This is a genomic window from Saccharophagus sp. K07 (assembly GCF_014336955.1).
Taxonomy (GTDB): domain Bacteria; phylum Pseudomonadota; class Gammaproteobacteria; order Pseudomonadales; family Cellvibrionaceae; genus UBA5868.
The window spans coordinates 39,507-56,043 of sequence record NZ_QRAI01000004.1 but is presented as its reverse complement, the minus strand read 5'-3'; the positions used below and the strand labels follow the sequence as shown (position 1 = coordinate 56,043).

Annotated in this window: 20 protein-coding genes; 7 read left to right on the top strand and 13 right to left on the bottom strand. The window is 48.2% G+C overall.

The annotated features are described in order from the left end of the window. Window positions 1-4: 4 nt before the first annotated feature. Entirely contained in the window at window positions 5-601 is a 597-nt protein-coding gene (locus tag DWB84_RS12565; RefSeq protein WP_187410163.1) for a sulfite oxidase heme-binding subunit YedZ, read from the top strand. A 97-nt stretch (window positions 602-698) separates the two neighbouring features. Here the strand turns inward: DWB84_RS12565 and DWB84_RS12560 are convergent, their stop codons facing one another. Further along, entirely contained in the window at window positions 699-1,313 is a 615-nt protein-coding gene (locus tag DWB84_RS12560; protein WP_222868179.1) for a LysE family translocator, read from the bottom strand. A 181-nt stretch (window positions 1,314-1,494) separates the two neighbouring features. Between DWB84_RS12560 and hemH the strand changes: the two genes are divergently transcribed. Next, complete coding sequence (gene hemH / locus DWB84_RS12555) at window positions 1,495-2,508, top strand: ferrochelatase (protein WP_187410162.1); 1,014 nt, start codon at window positions 1,495-1,497, stop codon at window positions 2,506-2,508. Between the two features lie 125 nt (window positions 2,509-2,633). Here hemH and DWB84_RS12550 read toward each other — a convergent pair whose 3' ends face one another. Continuing rightward, a complete protein-coding gene (locus DWB84_RS12550) occupies window positions 2,634-2,864 on the bottom strand; it encodes a hypothetical protein (RefSeq protein WP_187410161.1) in 231 nt (76 codons plus the stop codon). Then, window positions 2,864-3,337, bottom strand: coding sequence for a hypothetical protein (locus DWB84_RS12545; RefSeq protein WP_187410160.1), 474 nt, complete (start codon window positions 3,335-3,337; stop codon window positions 2,864-2,866). The genes DWB84_RS12550 and DWB84_RS12545 overlap by 1 nt, the downstream gene beginning before the upstream one ends. Window positions 3,338-4,091: 754 nt before the next feature. On the opposite strand from DWB84_RS12545, the gene DWB84_RS12540 reads away from it, so the two are divergent. Next, window positions 4,092-4,442 carry a DUF2200 domain-containing protein gene (locus tag DWB84_RS12540; protein ID WP_187410159.1) on the top strand — a complete coding sequence of 117 codons (351 nt, stop codon included), beginning with the start codon at window positions 4,092-4,094 and terminating at the stop codon, window positions 4,440-4,442. A 295-nt stretch (window positions 4,443-4,737) separates the two neighbouring features. Beyond that, window positions 4,738-6,321 (top strand): hypothetical protein, encoded by a 1,584-nt coding sequence (locus tag DWB84_RS12535; protein WP_222868178.1) that lies wholly within the window; start codon window positions 4,738-4,740, stop codon window positions 6,319-6,321. A gap of 103 nt (window positions 6,322-6,424) precedes the next feature. Here the strand turns inward: DWB84_RS12535 and DWB84_RS12530 are convergent, their stop codons facing one another. From DWB84_RS12530 to DWB84_RS12515, 5 genes are all read right to left on the bottom strand, one after another. Beyond that, complete coding sequence (locus tag DWB84_RS12530) at window positions 6,425-6,889, bottom strand: VOC family protein (RefSeq protein WP_187410157.1); 465 nt, start codon at window positions 6,887-6,889, stop codon at window positions 6,425-6,427. 148 nt (window positions 6,890-7,037) lie between these two features. Then, window positions 7,038-7,586, bottom strand: coding sequence for an FAD-linked oxidase C-terminal domain-containing protein (locus DWB84_RS18890; protein ID WP_222868177.1), 549 nt, complete (start codon window positions 7,584-7,586; stop codon window positions 7,038-7,040). Then, entirely contained in the window at window positions 7,547-8,602 is a 1,056-nt protein-coding gene (locus tag DWB84_RS12525) for an FAD-dependent oxidoreductase (protein WP_222868176.1), read from the bottom strand. Before DWB84_RS12525 ends, DWB84_RS18890 begins: the two co-directional genes overlap by 40 nt. A gap of 9 nt (window positions 8,603-8,611) precedes the next feature. Beyond that, window positions 8,612-9,295, bottom strand: a complete 684-nt coding sequence (locus tag DWB84_RS12520) for a hypothetical protein (RefSeq protein WP_187410156.1) — start codon at window positions 9,293-9,295, stop codon at window positions 8,612-8,614. A gap of 3 nt (window positions 9,296-9,298) precedes the next feature. Next, window positions 9,299-9,748: a cytochrome c gene (locus DWB84_RS12515; RefSeq protein ID WP_187410155.1), complete on the bottom strand. Its 450-nt coding sequence runs from the start codon at window positions 9,746-9,748 to the stop codon at window positions 9,299-9,301. A gap of 478 nt (window positions 9,749-10,226) precedes the next feature. Here DWB84_RS12515 and DWB84_RS12510 point away from each other — a divergent pair, with 478 nt between their 5' ends. After that, on the top strand, window positions 10,227-10,394 hold the full coding sequence (locus tag DWB84_RS12510; protein ID WP_222868175.1) for a hypothetical protein: 168 nt from the start codon (window positions 10,227-10,229) through the stop codon (window positions 10,392-10,394). A gap of 150 nt (window positions 10,395-10,544) precedes the next feature. Here the strand turns inward: DWB84_RS12510 and DWB84_RS12505 are convergent, their stop codons facing one another. From DWB84_RS12505 to DWB84_RS12490, 4 genes are all read right to left on the bottom strand, one after another. After that, complete coding sequence (locus DWB84_RS12505; RefSeq protein WP_187410154.1) at window positions 10,545-10,943, bottom strand: hypothetical protein; 399 nt, start codon at window positions 10,941-10,943, stop codon at window positions 10,545-10,547. Beyond that, window positions 10,934-11,638, bottom strand: coding sequence for a glycine zipper family protein (locus tag DWB84_RS12500; protein ID WP_187410153.1), 705 nt, complete (start codon window positions 11,636-11,638; stop codon window positions 10,934-10,936). Before DWB84_RS12500 ends, DWB84_RS12505 begins: the two co-directional genes overlap by 10 nt. 131 nt (window positions 11,639-11,769) lie before the next feature. Continuing rightward, the gene (locus DWB84_RS19395) at window positions 11,770-11,961 is read right to left on the bottom strand and encodes a LysM peptidoglycan-binding domain-containing protein (RefSeq protein WP_187410152.1); all 192 of its coding nucleotides are present in this window, start codon (window positions 11,959-11,961) and stop codon (window positions 11,770-11,772) included. A gap of 668 nt (window positions 11,962-12,629) precedes the next feature. Continuing rightward, entirely contained in the window at window positions 12,630-13,127 is a 498-nt protein-coding gene (locus tag DWB84_RS12490) for an RDD family protein (protein WP_187410151.1), read from the bottom strand. 289 nt (window positions 13,128-13,416) lie between these two features. Here DWB84_RS12490 and DWB84_RS18885 point away from each other — a divergent pair, with 289 nt between their 5' ends. Beyond that, on the top strand, window positions 13,417-14,967 hold the full coding sequence (locus tag DWB84_RS18885) for a J domain-containing protein (RefSeq protein WP_222868174.1): 1,551 nt from the start codon (window positions 13,417-13,419) through the stop codon (window positions 14,965-14,967). Between the two features lie 49 nt (window positions 14,968-15,016). Here the strand turns inward: DWB84_RS18885 and DWB84_RS12480 are convergent, their stop codons facing one another. Next, window positions 15,017-15,463, bottom strand: coding sequence for a MarR family winged helix-turn-helix transcriptional regulator (locus tag DWB84_RS12480; RefSeq protein WP_187410150.1), 447 nt, complete (start codon window positions 15,461-15,463; stop codon window positions 15,017-15,019). A 111-nt stretch (window positions 15,464-15,574) separates the two neighbouring features. Here DWB84_RS12480 and DWB84_RS12475 point away from each other — a divergent pair, with 111 nt between their 5' ends. Next, window positions 15,575-16,516, top strand: a complete 942-nt coding sequence (locus tag DWB84_RS12475; RefSeq protein WP_187410149.1) for a zinc-binding dehydrogenase — start codon at window positions 15,575-15,577, stop codon at window positions 16,514-16,516. The last annotated feature ends 21 nt before the right edge of the window (window positions 16,517-16,537 follow it).

The window sequence follows — 16,537 nt, the reverse complement described above, 5'->3', positions numbered from 1 at the left end:
TTTTATGCCCGTCACTTGGCGCCGGATTGCGACTTTTTTATTATCGCTCGCACCTTTTACTTGGCTGGTTTGGGCAACTCTCACCAATCAACTCGGCGCCGACCCAGCGAAAACCATTGTTTTATTGACCGGTCATTACACCTTTTATTTTTTATTAATCACCCTCGCCGTTACTCCGCTGCGCCGCCTAGTAAAATTCCGCCATTTTCATTTTCGCTGGCTGCAGATTCACAGACGCATGTTGGGATTATTTACGCTGTTTTATGCGCTGGCGCATATGACGGCATTTCTGGTTTTTATTCTCGGCCTCGACTTCACCCTGTTCGCCGCCGAATTAGTCAAACGCCCCTACATACTGTTTACGCTGCCCGCGATTGTTCTGCTGATTTTATTGGGCATTACCTCCACCAAAAGCATGATGCGTCGCCTGGGCAAAAACTGGCAGCGCCTGCATAACAGCTTTTATCTGATCGCCGTGCTAGCGTGGCTGCACGTGTTTATGCAGGTGCGGTCGAGTTATCAGGATGCGGTGGTGTTTGGAATTGGTGTGGCGGTTTTATTGGGAATTCGCCTGTGTTGGAAATTGCAGCGCAAGGCATAACGCCGGACTTTGCGCCCCTAAATTCCCTCGTAGAAATTGAATTCGTAGATCGGAAAGGCGCACAGCCGCCTTCCAACAATTAATTCAAAAAACACCTTCAAGCCCTTAAAGCCAACACAATCCCTGTGCCAATCATAATAATTCCCGCAACCACATTAATGGTCTTAAACGCTTTCTCACTGGTAAAAAATTGCCCGGCGGCGCTAGCCAGATAGGCATAGACAACCGCCACACCACCCACCGCCGTGCCCGCCAGAACTAAAATCAAACCCACTTCCGCGAGCGAAATTTTCTGCAGGTCGACAAAGGCGGGCAATAAACTGAAGTAAAACAAAATGGCTTTGGGATTGCCCAGTGTAACGATCAGGCCCGCGAGATAGTTTGAAAAAAAGGATAACTCCGCTTCGGATTTTACTTCCTGATAATTGGGCTTTGCGACCAGCAGCTTGACGCCGAGCCAAAACAAATAAGCAGCGCCCGCATATTGGATAGCGGCAAATAATCCGCTGTGCGTATTCGCCAGCGTCGACAAGCCGTAGACCGACAGCAGAATAAAAACATAATCGCCGCAAATAATGCCGAGCACCACCGCCAAACCATAATAAAAGCCCGACGCCATGGAGCGGGCCACAATGGTAAAAACCCCCGGCCCCGGAATCACCGCCAGAATAGTCAAAGCGATAAACAGCGATATGGTATTTGCAACGGTCATCGAACAGCCCAAGCGACGCAAAAAGGCGCCATGATATTTTTATCAATCTATAACCAGCAACCGAAAAACGCACGCGCAGCCTAACATCGCCCATTCGGGGTAACCCGGCCCAGGCAAGCACTGCCGAGCTCTGGCATAATGGCGAACCATAACAACCGATAACCGATGTTTGGGAGCCTTCATGAACTATCGCGGCCAGGACAAAACCTTCCACGAGCGGCACAAGCCCACCGTTGGCGTACTGCTGACCAACCTCGGCACCCCCGCTGCTCCCACTGCCGAAGCGCTGCGCCCCTACCTGAAAGAATTCCTCTCCGACCCCCGGGTTATCGAACTGCCCAAATGGAAATGGTGGCCGATTCTGCACGGAATCATCCTGCGCGTGCGGCCAAAAAAATCTGCCAAGCTTTATGCAAGTGTGTGGACCGAACAAGGCTCGCCCCTGATGAGCATCAGCCTGGAGCAAACCGCCAAATTAAATGCATATTTCGAGCGCAAATACCCGGGAAAAGTGCGCGTAAAATTAGGCATGCGCTACGGCGAACCGGCGATAGGAAAAGTGCTGCGCGAATTTCAGGACGAAGGCATTAATCGAATTATTGTTTTACCACTCTACCCACAATACTCCGGCCCCACCGTCGGCTCCACCTTTGATGCGGTCGCACAGGAATTAATTCACTGGCGTTGGACACCCGAATTGCATTTCATCAACACCTATCACGACCACCCGCTTTATATCGAAGCGCTCGCCAACAGCGTAAAAGCGCATATCGCCGAACACGGTGAACCGGAAAAATTAATTCTCTCCTACCACGGCATGCCGCAACGCTATTTCGACGGCGGCGACCCCTACTACTGCTACTGCCAAAAAACCTCCCGCCTGGTGGCCGAAAAACTCGGCTGGGATAAAGACCGTTATATCACCAGCTTCCAATCCCAATTCGGCAAAGAAGAATGGATAAAACCCGACACCAGCACCACCCTCCAGCAACTCGCGCAAAACGGAATAAAAAAAGTCGCCGTTATTTGTCCGGGATTTAGTGCGGATTGCCTAGAGACGCTGGAGGAAATCGGAGTGGAAAATAAAAAGCTGTTCTTAAGCGCGGGCGGGGAGAGTTATCACTATATTCCGGCGCTGAATGCGGGGGAGGAGCATATTGGGGTTATGGGGACACTCGTGGGAAAATATCTGTAACCAACCTTACAAGCTGTTAATAAGACACAACAGAGTCCCAGACTCCAGCCTTAAACTGGTAAAAGTGTCAATCGACTTTAGATAATACGAATGCACCATCCATGGCCCGATCTGACACGTCAGATTTATTTTCTTTTTAAGAGATCCTCATAAGATGGATAATTGTCACCTTCCGACCAGAGCGACTTGTAGATTTTCTCCAATTTGGCCGATGTAGCACCATAAGGAACTGAAAGTTCAGATGCGTCATTGGATATTTCATCGTCATCAGAATCTATTTCACAATGAATTTTTTCCAACTCTCTTTCCAGCAAAGGAATCAAAATACAAAGATCCGAAAGCGTTAATTTTTCCATCACTTCACCTCAAAAATAAGATCTACCGACAGCTCATCCAACAGCATAAGAAACTTCTTAAGCGGCATGTCCCAACCTGCCTTTATACTATAATGATAAGCCTCATGTTTTTTATTAAAACTATCTTTCACTATATACAGTCCATTTGGAATTTTCGTTTTAGAACTCAACCTATAATACATCCACTTCTTATTGGGAATGCCGAGTTTATCGAAGAGCGATACCCCACCTGATTTAGAGTCTATCCAGACTTCACCATTTCGTTTATACGTTCTAATATCCGGATCTCGAATATTTCCATTAGACAAGAGAAATGATTTTAAAATCGGATAAAGTACAGGCTTACCCGTATCCTCGGGCTTCCGGCCTCGCCAAAGATTTATACTTAAGGGATACGAACTATCGAAAAGCTCTCCCAACTTCCTTTTTTCGAGATACAAATCTTCTTCCAAACTTGTTATCTTTTCAGCCATAGCTTTCTCGTCCTGACAATCGATTAGACCAACCTTCCCGACATCCCAAAATATGCACACGACAATTTCCACATTACCGCGACACATATCAAACTGATCTCTTGATGCCGACACATCTTCTGCCAAATTATATTTATGGCTTCAATTCGTCAAGTCAATGCTGTTCTGACAGATTAGAAACAACACACTGAAATTAGAATTGACATTCAGATTGATGAATATCCATTCGCCAACACCCATGAAAATCCCCAAAAACACCAACGATATCTGCATGCATCTTGGACCATTAGAGCCAAAGCGTTGCATTAACCATGATGAAATTCTTCAAGGATTCACCTCATGAGCAAAAATCAAAAAACCGCCTTCTGGCCAATATTGATCGGATTCTGCGTCACAGCTACTGTGATACTCCATCTGCAAGGAGCGCAGGAAAATTTAAATACCGGCGGAGGCTTATACTGACGGCCAGTTATTTACTCGTAGCATTGTTGATTCAATGGTTTGTCAAATAAAATCCAGACACTATGGCTTCAATAACAACCGCTTGGATATCTTTATATTTTCGACTGAAAACGAATCGAAGGCATACATTTCAGCAAACTCCTACAGTTTGCAGTCCTTGTATATTCTCGCGATTCCCAATCCAAGGAAATTATTGAAGCAGTAATTAAAAATGCAAAACTCATAAAAAAGAGTTGTAGCATGGGCACGAGTTTTGATTAACCTCACAGAATCTAAGCCCGAGGAAACCCAAATGACCGGCCATAAAGTTTTCCATATTCCCTTCGCCAAGATTTACCCGCTATATGTGGAAAAAGCGGAGCGCAAAGGCAGGACCAAAGAGGAGGTTGATCAGGTGATTTGCTGGCTTACCGGGCATGACGAAGTGAGCCTGCAAAAGGAGATTGATCGCGGAATTGATTTGGAAACGTTTTTTACGCAAGCTCCCGAAATTCATCCCAACAGTTCGCTCATCAAGGGTGTGGTTTGCGGTATTCGCGTAGAAACTATTGAAGATCCCTTGATGCAGAAGATTCGTTACCTGGACAAGTTGATTGATGAGCTTGCCAAGGGAAAAGCCCTGGAAAAAATTCTGCGCCAATAGCCAGGGAACTTATTTTTTCTACCCCGCCGCGCACCGTAAACGCACCCCACGCCTCGCAATAGGGCAATCAATATCATCCGCCCGCTCTGGATCGCAGCAAAAATTCTTTTAATTTTCATAGGGTTATGCGTTGTATACAACAATGTATGCAAATGGCTTGACGCTTGCTTAGGCCTCTTCGGAATTTGCGCCACGCCCTGTTGGCGCCTTCACGCTCGCCGGACCGATCAGTGGCATAACCTGCCTCGCAGTTGACCTTGGTCCTCTTATCCTCATGACCTTGGGAGTCATCGCTATGAACTCGATATTGCACCGGCCGCAGCTTTGGCGGCCAGGGGATTGGAATGCATTGTTCGGTTTTGGCACCAACATTCTGGTGAATATGCTGGTGCTGACCGGGTTGCTGCGCTATGTGCTGAAAATGCCAGATGACATTGTCTTTGGCCGCATTTTGCCGGCGGCGGGATTGATGATGTTTTTGAGCACGGTTTATTACGCCTATCTCGCCTATCGCCTCGCACAAAAAACCGGTCGCACCGATGTGTGCGCCCTGCCGTCCGGCATCAGCGTGCCGCATATGTTTGTGGTGGTGTTTGTGATTATGCTGCCGATTTCGCTCAGCACGGGCGATCCCATCAAAGGCTGGGAGGCTGGTCTTACCTGGGTATTTGTGCAGAGTTTTGTGTTGATGGTCGGCGGATTTATTGCGCCCTATATTCGCAAAATCACGCCGCGCGCAGCTCTGCTCGGCACTCTTGCGGGTGTGTCCATTGCGTTTATTTCCATGCGGCCGGCGCAGGAGATGTTTATCACTCCGCTGATCGGCGTGGTGTGTTTTGCGGTGATTGTGGTGAGCTGGTTTGGCGGTGTGCGTTATTTTCGCGGCGTACCGGCGGGAGTAGTGGCCATCGCGGTTGGCAGCTTGATCGCCTGGGGCTCCACCGCTTTTGGCCTGGATTACGGCGGCATGTCCGTCACTAATGTCACCTCCGCACTGTCAAATTTCGGTTTCTCGGTGCCGCTGCCAGCCTTCGGCCATGTATTTTCCGGCTTTGAATTTCTCGGCGTCATTCTGGTGACCGCCATTCCCTTTGGTATCTACGATCTGGTCGAGGCCATGGACAACGTGGAAAGCGCTGCGGTGGCCGGCGACAACTACCCGACCACCCGAGTGCTGACGGCGGACGGCACCATCAGCCTGATCGGCTGTTTGATGGGCAATCCGTTTATCAACGCGGTTTATATCGGCCACCCCGGCTGGAAGGCCATGGGCGGCGGCATAGGTTATTCAGCGGCCACGGGATTGGCGGTGATCATATTCTCCTGGTTCGGCATTATCGCGTTGCTGATGGCGTTGATTCCGGTGGTGGCGATCTCACCGATCCTGCTGTATATCGGCATGCTGATCGGCGCTCAGGCATTTCAAGAGAGTCCCAAATCCCACGCGCCCGCGATTATTCTCGCTCTCGCACCGCATCTGGCTGCCTGGGGCAAAATGCTGATCGACAATTCGCTCGGCGCTGCCGGTACCAGCGCGGCGGCGGTAGGGCTGGAAAACCTCGGCCAGGCTGGCGTGCTGTATCACGGCCTGGAAGTGCTGGGCGGCGGCGCGATTCTGGGCGGATTGGTGCTCGGTGCCATAGGCGTTTGCGTTATCGACCGCACCTTCTCCAAAGCCTCCGCTTTTGCTCTCGCCGGCGCGGTGCTGACCTTCTTCGGTTTTATGCACGGCGAATCCATAGGTTTTGGCGAAAGCCCGATTATGGCGCTGAGCTATCTGGTGGTCAGTGGGGTTTTATTCGGCTGCGCCAAATTCTCCAAACTCGCTCCGCAACCGGCGAAGTTGGAGGAGCATGGCGGCAGTGTGGTGGCGGCTTAGGGGCCCTCACCCCAACCCCTCTCCGGCGGGAGAGGGAGTCCAGCGCTCGCCCCTGAGCATCTTTATCTGCGCAAATCTAGATTCAGCTAAGCCAACCAACAGGTTACGACGCAGATTCGTAAGCCTGCACCAGTGCCGCTACATCAAGCTTCTCCATTGTCATCATAGCGTCCATGACCGCCTGAACTTTTTGCGGATTTTCGTCGGCAATCAGTCCCATAAAACGCTTGGGAACGATTTGCCAGGTAACCCCGAACTGATCGGTAATCCAGCCACACTGCAATGGCGTTGCGCCAGCTTTCACGAACGCATCCCAATACTGATCCACTTCTTTCTGGTCCTCACAGCTGACAAAAAAAGAGATTCCCTGGGAAAATTTGAAGTAGGGACCACCGTTATAGCCCATAAAATGCTGACCGCCGACGATAAACTCCGCAGACGTAATTGGGCCGTCCTCACCGGTGCGCGCCTTGTATTTGATTTCTGATTCCGGAAACACAGAGGTGTAAAACGCTATAGCTTCTGCGAGTTGATTATCGAACATCAGGAAGGGCGTTACTTTGCTCATAGGGTTTCCTCGCTTTTATCGATTGACATCAGCTCCCACTCGATAGTCGAACGGTGACCGCGACAATCGACAAAGACGAGAATTTTTTATTCGAGAAAGTATTTTCTACATCTCAATTTGGTTGTTATGAACTGCAGCATCCGTCGCCTCAAGATACCGGTCGGTTGATATCAATCCCGGATTTGCCCGGCGCTAATATGCCGTTGGGGTCAAGAGCGCGTTTAAGCGTATGGTTTATTTCCTGCTGCGCCTTGCCGAATGCCTTGGCGACGCGATCCATATAGACGTTATTGACGCGATACACACCGTAACCCGCTTTTTCAAATTCATCGAGCAATTCAGCAAAACAATCGTGGGCGCGATGCATTTCCTCTTCATCGGTACGATCGTAAAGCACATCGATAATGTGGTGCATACAGCGCTGGGTCACAATAAATTCACCCACGTAATCCAGGCCATATTTATTGAGGATTCGGGTTGCCAAATTCACTTGCTTCAATGTTTCCGAACCCTTCGCTTGCGACACAGGTGCAAACCACATAGAGCCACCGCCACCGCGCCAGTTATACAAACCAAACTCGGTCATGGTCATATTGCCGCGCATTAAATCGGCTCGGTATTTAAAGGCTGGATCATCACCGGCTTCTTTTTCGGTGACTATTTCACCCTTACCCAAGCGCTTAACCAGATCGAGCACGATTTTCCAGTTAACCGCCACTTGCTCAGCGGTGCCGTAAAGCGCCCATACATATTCCAGGCACCGATCTTATGTTCATCGCGAATTTTCTGAATGATCGCCTTACTCGTCGCGCCTTTTTCCGTTGTGTAATCGGAACGCCTTATAGTGGCCGATGCTTCGTACAGTGTACCGGCCAATACCACGCCGTTTGGAATAATATTGTTGATCGACAATGGGCGGAACGCATCAACCAATTCGCCCACATCATCGTCGTTTTTAAATTTAATACAGAAAGGTTTGTACACTGGCGGCTCGGGCATTAACCACAACCCCATTTTGGTGACTATGCCGTAATTCGATTGCGTGAAAATACCGTCGAGATAAGGGCCATAACCCCATTTAAATACTTGCCAGGTATTGGAGCCGGCCACGCCACCCATTCCGGTTCTCAGCACAGTGCCGTTTGCCAGGACCACCTCCATACCGCATTGCACCATAAAATGTTCTGCGTAGGGTGTGTAACCAACACCGCGATCCAAGGTATTACCCACCGGCCCCACAATCGCCGAGGGCGCGGGTGGATCGACCCACAATTTGTAACCTTTTTCTTTTAAATAATCGACCAACTGCTGATAAGTAACGCCAGGTTCGATAAGCGCAGTGCAAAGGTCAGGATCAACTTCGATAATTTTATTCATGCGTTTTAAATCGAGAATCACCTGCCCGGCATGATGAGGAGCCGCAGTGCCGTATCCAAAGTTATTCCCGGTGGAAACCGTCCAGATGGGAATTTTAAATTCATTACACACCCGGACAATTTCTTGCACCTGCTCCACCGTTGTCGCACTAATAACAGCGGAAGGCGCAAATTCAGCCTCAGCTTTTGGCATCATCACTTTCATATAGGGCGCGATTTGTTCGTTTTTTAGCAGAACGTTTTCTTCACCCAACAGCTCACGAAATTTGCCTACTGCCTTATTAAAATTCGCTTCGGTCACCTTGCGCGGCAACACGGTTTTGCCGTCATTTTCCATGAGCTGCTCCTAACAGGTTTCGATCAAGAAGGTCACAGCCGAACCGCTTATCAATTGACTCGGCTGGTTCAGAACAAGAGGCGTGTTAGCCGTGCCTTTGCCAACATCATGGAGCGCCAAGGCTAAATGGCCTGCCCAGGCTTGCGGATGAACCGCCGTCGCTTTGCCGGAAATTCTGCTGGAATGTAATCCCTGTTCGCGCACCGCATGCGATGCCTCACAGGCGCCCAGCCCTTCAAGCAGGGAAGCGTGACAACTGCTGCTGTCGCCACTTTTAAAAAAATTATGGGCGGTGGAATGATCGTAAATCGCGTGTTGGCCTAGCCAGTGAATTTTTGCATTGTAATGACGACTGAGTTGCACCAGCACCGCCGCGTTGGCGTGATCAATAATGCCGACCAGATTATTTTCTTTTTGCGTGAGCAATTCCCTCAAAACTGAAAAATCCACGCCTTGCAAAATAACTTCTTCGGCAGGCTGTGCTGTGCGAACCGCTTGCATAAAGGCTGAGTTTTTAAGCGATTCTATCGCGACCGCCACAATCGGTTTTTGTACCAAATCGCCAGCGCTGGTTTCGCGCAATGTCACCAATGCCTGCTCGACAGGATCAGCCAATATCACATGCGGTGCGACCGTAGAGACTGCAGCAGTTGCGGTAATGCCCTTTAATAAAATGCGACGTTTTGCATCCATGATTTACTCCTCATTCCGCGCAGGTTTAATAGCAGCAAGACTTTCCGGCACTTCGCCTTGGGCGTAGGTGCGAGATCCGCTGTCAGTGATTTGGACTGAAGATTCCATGAAAGACACCTTAGGAGCATTTGGACCGGCTTTGGATTTTTCGATGAATTCAGCGACGTTCTTCAAGGCAACATCGTCGATAAAACCCGGCTTCATCGCAGGCATTGCACGCAATCCATTACGCGCTATGAATTGGATAACTACGGCAGGAAATTGTCGACCAAGCAAATAGGGACCAACGCCCGCCTCATGACAATACGCGCAGACTTTTCTATAAGTCTCCTCACCATTGGCCCAATTGCCCGTCCCGTCGGCATAGCTCGGCAACGAAAAAGTAAGAGAAAAAAAGAGAGATATACAAAGGGAGAGCCAGGCGTTCGGACTCTTTATTATGCGCCTAATCATAAAACCTACTCCTGTTGAAACCTATCGGAGGGCAGGTAGACATCCCTGTAAAATTGCGAAGGGATGGTCCGGTCGCTACAGCTTTTTAAGCATAGACAGGATTTAGCTGAACGCGTTATCAAGCTACCTTTATGCTAGTTTTAAATCAATAAAGAGGACGCACAAAAACGTTAATTGGCACAATAGGCACCAAAAAGATTCCCAACAGTTTTTAGCGCTAATTTTTATATTCTGTTTTTGTAAAAAGAAAGCAACGTCGAAAATGTACTGTTGTGATCTTGCAGTCCAGAAAGGAAACGCCGTTTCGTCCCGTCTTTTCTGACAAAGCACATCACTCCCAATCGCCAGCGAATCAATTACTTGACCCACCATAAGCCTGTGGTAGCGCTGGCTTCCGCTTACGTATTATTTTGTATGTACTCAAACCTCTGGCAGAAGTTCTGAGACTGCATTTCCACGAACTCGTCCATGTTGCCCAATGGCACTTACTCGGTGCAGGGGGGTTATCAAACGCTACGTACAAGAAATTCAAACCTACGGCTACCGAAATGCGCCGCTGGAGGAAATGGCTTACGCGTTGGATGGGCATTACAGCGCAGGTGGTGATAGGCTGGATGTATTCAGCCATGTAAAAGACAAGATTTAAAGATATTGAGCCAGCAATTATTTAGACGGAGAGCCACGGATATGGATCGTCTAGGACTGACTAATAGCACTCCCAGACGATCCATAATTTTAAATAAAAATATTTTTCGCCTCAGTTAGGAACGCTAGGCAAAAGATTTCATCAAGGAGCTTAGCTAGAGAAATTTTCAAAGTAATAAAATCCGGCAAATAGAAAAATCCCAAGAATGCCCAACAATGCAGAGCCCACAAACAAAAATCTTATTAAAATCCTGGATATGACACGAAACCAAGACGGAGCAAGCTTGTAGGCTTCCGTTAGCCCACGCTTTTCCCCACTTTCCGGCCAGCCCGCGAGACGCATAAACATTACAGTTCTAATGTATGCAAAGGGAAAACCGGTAAAAAATTCAATTTCGGCTGGGGAGAAATGGGGTTCCTTGAAATAAGTTTTAAGCATGGCTTTTGGCACAAAAAAGTGCAGTATAAAAATAACCATCAACCAAGCCATAAGAGCAAGAAGTAAAGTAGCCCACAGATAGGTCGGATAACGCAGCAGCTCTACCGACATACCGAATCCACTCCCATTCCCGATACAAAATCTACTTCTTTTCCAAACGTGGTATATGCGTTCTTAGCAACAACACCACTAATATAACCAGCCGCCACACTCCCTGAAGCCAATACCAAAGCCATTCCCCAACCAATGGGATTGGACACCAAAAATGCACCTATGAGTGCTCCTCCCAATAAGCCCACAGAAGTACTCGCAACTGTTTCAACAAATATCTCATTCTTTTTTTGACGATCCTCTGTATCTGCAATTTGCATACAGGAGGCAGCCACACCAACACCCGTCAAAACATAGCCGCCATATTTTCCGTAACTGGCTAAGCGCTTAAGGTGGTCTACGTGGTGATCAATATTTGCAGTAGCGGGAACTCCACCTGCTCTGGCTATTCGTATAGCTTCATGAGTGGTTTTGCTGCCAAAGAGAAAACGCTCAAATGGTCCTATATTATTTTTAAATTGATTGAGCAATAGTCTGCGCCGATACTCATATTGATTTTGAGTAATTCCCCCGGATTTATATTGAGCATAAAGATCTCCAACCTGCTCAAGCAAACGAATGTTACCTCCACTCAACAAATTTCCCTGTGTTCCTGCGACAATACTACCAGGGATAACCAAATAATTAGAATTATGCGCCAGCCAACTCAGCATCCAAAAATCCAACTCATCCTGAGCCGGGACATCATTGAGCACAAACGCCTCTGGACCAGATTTTGGACACATTGGCGCTGTAGGCGGAAGTTGAAAATGAGCTGAAACAGGATCGTAAATTGACCTATAGGAAGTAGTCGCTACAGGTCCAGGAGCTGTGCTCGGAACCGCCATCAATAGTAGCAAGGATCCCGCACGGATCTGGTTGGATTCTTGATATGGGGGTTAAGCGAAAGAATCTGACTGAGGTATGTATTGTAGTTGGGACTGCGGGGGCCCACCCCATAGAACTTGGCCATAATCATCGACAGGCTGTCGCCAGCTTTGATTCGATATTCAAAATATTCAGGGCTAGAGGCAGTCATAAGCACTCCTTGTCACTGATGGATTCCAGGTGAAAGCGGCCATTGTATTTCCACTAGTAAGTAGTGGCAAATATGATTACTGACGCCAACATCGTATGAGACAATCTTCTCATTTATAGCTGGGCAAATATGTATCAACGGCTTGCTCTCTTCCCCTGAAGGATACCTATATCCTCTTTAGAGTTTTGACTGGTATTATCGACGGTTCCCCATATCGGGATCAGAAATGCTCATTTAATTGAGCGACAATTCACATGTCTTAGGAGATAACAACCATGGATAGAAAGCACAAATCATTAAAAATCAGAGCGTTAAATTCCCTTTGCTCATTCGCACTTATTGGGGCATTGATATACGTACTCATCGCCGGATTCGAGGCGCTCGCTGTAGCAGTTATAACTATCTCCTTAATCGGTATGGCGACGCCTGTTGTTGCAAGCGGGGGAAGCATACTGGAGACATTGGTTGGCGTCCTAGAAGCTATAGTCGGAGGCGTAGTGTCTGTCGTCGAAGGGATCGCGAGTGCTATATCAGCGTTGTTTAATTAAAAAAATTATGTGCAGTCGTTATTGAGGTATCCATACGCATATCTGATTGGACCAACAGGTGAGATTTTATTGCAGAGAATCACGCAACGTCCTTGTTACGCAAATTCGGGAATTGATCTATTAGCAGGAAACAACTTTGGTTCCAGCAATATGGTCGTGAACGCAGCGCCTCTCTCGACCAAAGATAAATAAAACATTGATCAAGGAAAGATATTGACCAATAAAGGGAATTTGTCCTGACAACATAAATACGGCGTAGCGCTTGAGAAGGTGATTACCTACTTCAGGAAGCTCTCCATCGAGTGTCACAATTTTTATTTTTAGAGCCCGCTTGCCAACAGTCTGCCCCGAGGATTTCAATAAATTGAAATTAATTGCGAGGAAGACCGCGATGCTGACAAAGCCAATGATCAATGCATATAAAAAAGATGGCTGCTGCCCCTCGGAGACGCCATCAAACCCGCCAGTTAAATACATAATGGGAACCGTTACTACGCCCACAATCAAGCTATCGATGATCGAAGCCAACAGCCGGCGGCCGCGCGGTGCCAACTCTGAAGGGCTTTCATTCGGGGGAGTCAGTTCTGATTCAGGGGCTTTGTAGATGTTGTTTTCCATATTGTGCTCTCCAAGTAGTTGACAAGCTTCCAGGCCAGCATTGGCCTCGCTACAGTATAGGCAGGCGTAGCAAATGCCGCGATACTCAGCGCCAAGCTATGCTCGACCTTCGTATTGTCCATGAACTTTTCTCGATAGCAAGAACCGGCTCACAATCTGTTACATTTTGCCGGATGCCTCTCTAGCCAAGTATCAAGCTCGAATCATATCTTTGATCACATGCGTTTTGGTTTTTAAGGAGAACCAATCGTTTAGAAATTGACCGCCCAGAATCTTGATTTGACTGGCTTTGGGTACGCCGGACTTCTCTCGTTGGCTGCGTAAAATTAAACAACTCAAACTATTCATTATGAAAAAAGTACGGACCCATTACGATAATTTGAAAGTAGCCAGAAACGCGACACCAGAAGCGATTCGCGCCGCCTACAAAACACTCTCACAAAAGTATCATCCTGACCGAAATGGAAATTCCGCCGAGTCACGGCAGGTGATGAAAATGATTGACGATGCCTATGCGGTATTGTCTGACCCGGAGGCCAGAAGTCGGCACGATGCCTGGATTACAGAACAGGAATCTCCAACTCCCGTGAAAGAAAATGTCGGCTCGGATTCCATAAGAGAGATTGAATTCAGTACACCTGTCCCTGGGCATATCAACTTCTACGATTTGGATGAAGACTCGCAAAGAAGGATAAAGGAGCGAGCCTTAGGACTTAATAACAATCAACTGAGAATCAAACTCGACGGTGTAATCAAAAACTATTGCTGGTGTGCCATTCTTTCCCTTCTTATTTGCGTTCTCTTTCTCGTATCGCGCGATGGACCATGGAGCGATAATACGACCAAGTTTTATTTTGGCGGAATGACCCTGCTGAGCTTTTTTCTGGCGAAAAATATTGTGTGGATTTTTTCGTGGCATACAAAGCCGCTGAAGTCCTGGCTGCTGGTGACACCTCTATACTTGATCAAACTGCAATTTGACAAAATTTCCTATTGGCCTATCTGGACGATTTCCGACATCAAGGCCACGCACCGCCACAGTTACGGCATTTACACTGATACAGAAGTAAAAATAGTGGCAAATAACAAGAGGGAAACTTTCCATATTTCCCCAGAGTCTGCATATCAGGAATTTGTGAATGGATTACGAACCTTTGATGCCCATTTCAGGTCCGCCGTAAATTCCCGCGATCTGAATTATCTTTTGAATAACGATGATTTTTTTAAGGTCAGAGCCGATGGCGTAAAAGCCAAAAAGAGAGCGCCTGTAGCATCTATAGCTGCTTACACCTTGTTACCCTTGCTCGCGCTTTTGGCAATCGGAATAAATTACCAAGAGTATGCTGATATGCCGGCGCGACATCGACCTTATTACACCGGCAACCCGGCACCCTATATCCAGCCAAAGCTTTCACCCAAGCCAGGCTATGTCAGACCGGACACTGCACCAAATGGTGCGCCATGGCCAACAACGGCTGCTTATGTTGCAGAATATCCGCAGTTGAACGAGGGTGGCCTATCGATTCTTACCATTGACAACATTCAAAATGATTCCGATGTATTTGTGAAACTCGTTGCTCTCAAGGAGGATGAGGCAAATCCCGTGCGGTTTTTCTTTATTCCCGCATTTCAGAAATTTACCCTCGAGAAAATCGATGCCGGCGCATATGACGTTCGATATAGAGACCTCACCACAGGTCGTCTATCCAGATCCGAGGATTTCACTCTAAATGAAACACCTATCGACAACGGCACACGCTACAGCAACGTGACAATGACGCTTTATAAGGTTCAGCACGGCAATATGGAGACATATGCCTTAGCTGAAGATGAGTTTTGAGATTCAGTAAATTTATTTTTATAACAACGACCTTCGATAATACCGAAGGTCAATTTCCACGCGCGCCCTTTGCATTAAGCATGCGCAACAGTAGTTCCTGCAGGCGTTGCTGATCTGAAGCATTAAGACTTTCAATCAATGGCATAAGCGCCTGCTGTCCCTGATCTCGCAACTGTTTGACGAGTTCGGCTCCCTCTTTTGTCAAAAAAACTTCTGTGGCTCTGCCGTCGTCTTTGCATGCTGCGCGCACGACCAATCCTCTTTTTTCCGCTCGGGCGATCAATCCTGACATGGTTTGTTTTTCCAAACCGAGGTAATCGGCAAGTTCCGTCATGCGCGGCCGTCGATCCCACAGAATCCCCAGCACTCGAATCAACGAGAGCGACAAATCATGCTCCGCGCCGATCTTGTTGATGATGGCCATGGTGATAAAGGAGGTGGTCATAAGCGCATCCACCAGTTCTTCACCAGCGGAAAGGGAATGCTCTTTCTTCATAGGATTTTTCTGTTTCTCAATTTTTGCGGCAGCTTGACATAGTTCGTATTACGCATCAATAATAGATCGCACTACGAACTAATTGAGAGGCGCATGCCTCAAGGAGACCCCATGAAAGCAGCCGTTATCACCTCGTTTCATCAACCTCCCAGTTACAGCGATTACACTGATCCCACACCATCCGGACGCGGCGAAATGCTCGTGGAAGTTCTCGCCGCCGGCTTACACCACGTTACGCGCGGACGCGCCTCGGGTGCCCACTATTCCGGGGTTGGAAAGCTTCCCTTGGTTCCCGGCATGGATGGTGTTGGAAAAGGCCCAGATGGCAAGTTGCGTTATTTCGTCGTAAGTCCTGATCAGATAGGTTCTATGGCGGAGAAAACCGTGATCGAAGTCGACCACAGCATCAAGCTGCCCAGCGGTTGCGATCCGGTGACCATTGCGGCGGCCATGAATCCGGCCATGGCATCCTGGCTTGCATTGCGTTGTCGCGTTCCATTTCGCAAAAAAATGAAAGTACTTGTGCTCGGAGCTACCGGCAGCTCGGGAAGTTTGGCCGTGCAAATTGCACGTTACCTTGGCGCGTCTCAAGTCATCGCGGCCGGCCGCAACGAAAATAAACTCGCACACCTTCCCGCACTCGGTGCAACCGATATTGTGACGCTTGGGGACAGCAGACTGGGCACTCTCGCGCGTGAGGTGGATATAGTGCTCGATTTTGTCTGGGGCGAAAGCGCTGCAAAAAATATCGAGACGGTCTTGACACAGAGAGCTGATCGCAGCCGTTTGCTCACCTGGATACATGTCGGTTCTATGGCTGGCGATATCGCCGCTATTCCAGGTTTATTTTTGCGCGCAGCCAATTTTCAAATCGTGGGCAGCGGGCTCGGTTCTGTTACCGGTCGCGATATTCTTAAAGAATTACCTTCCCTGATCAAAGAAATTACCCGTGGTAGATTTCAGATAGACGCAAAACCCGTCCCTCTCTCCGAAGTGGAACATATGTGGACAGCAACGCCGTCTAACGGCGAGCGCATTGTGTTTACACCCTAATGACCGCTGACCAGTTCAAGA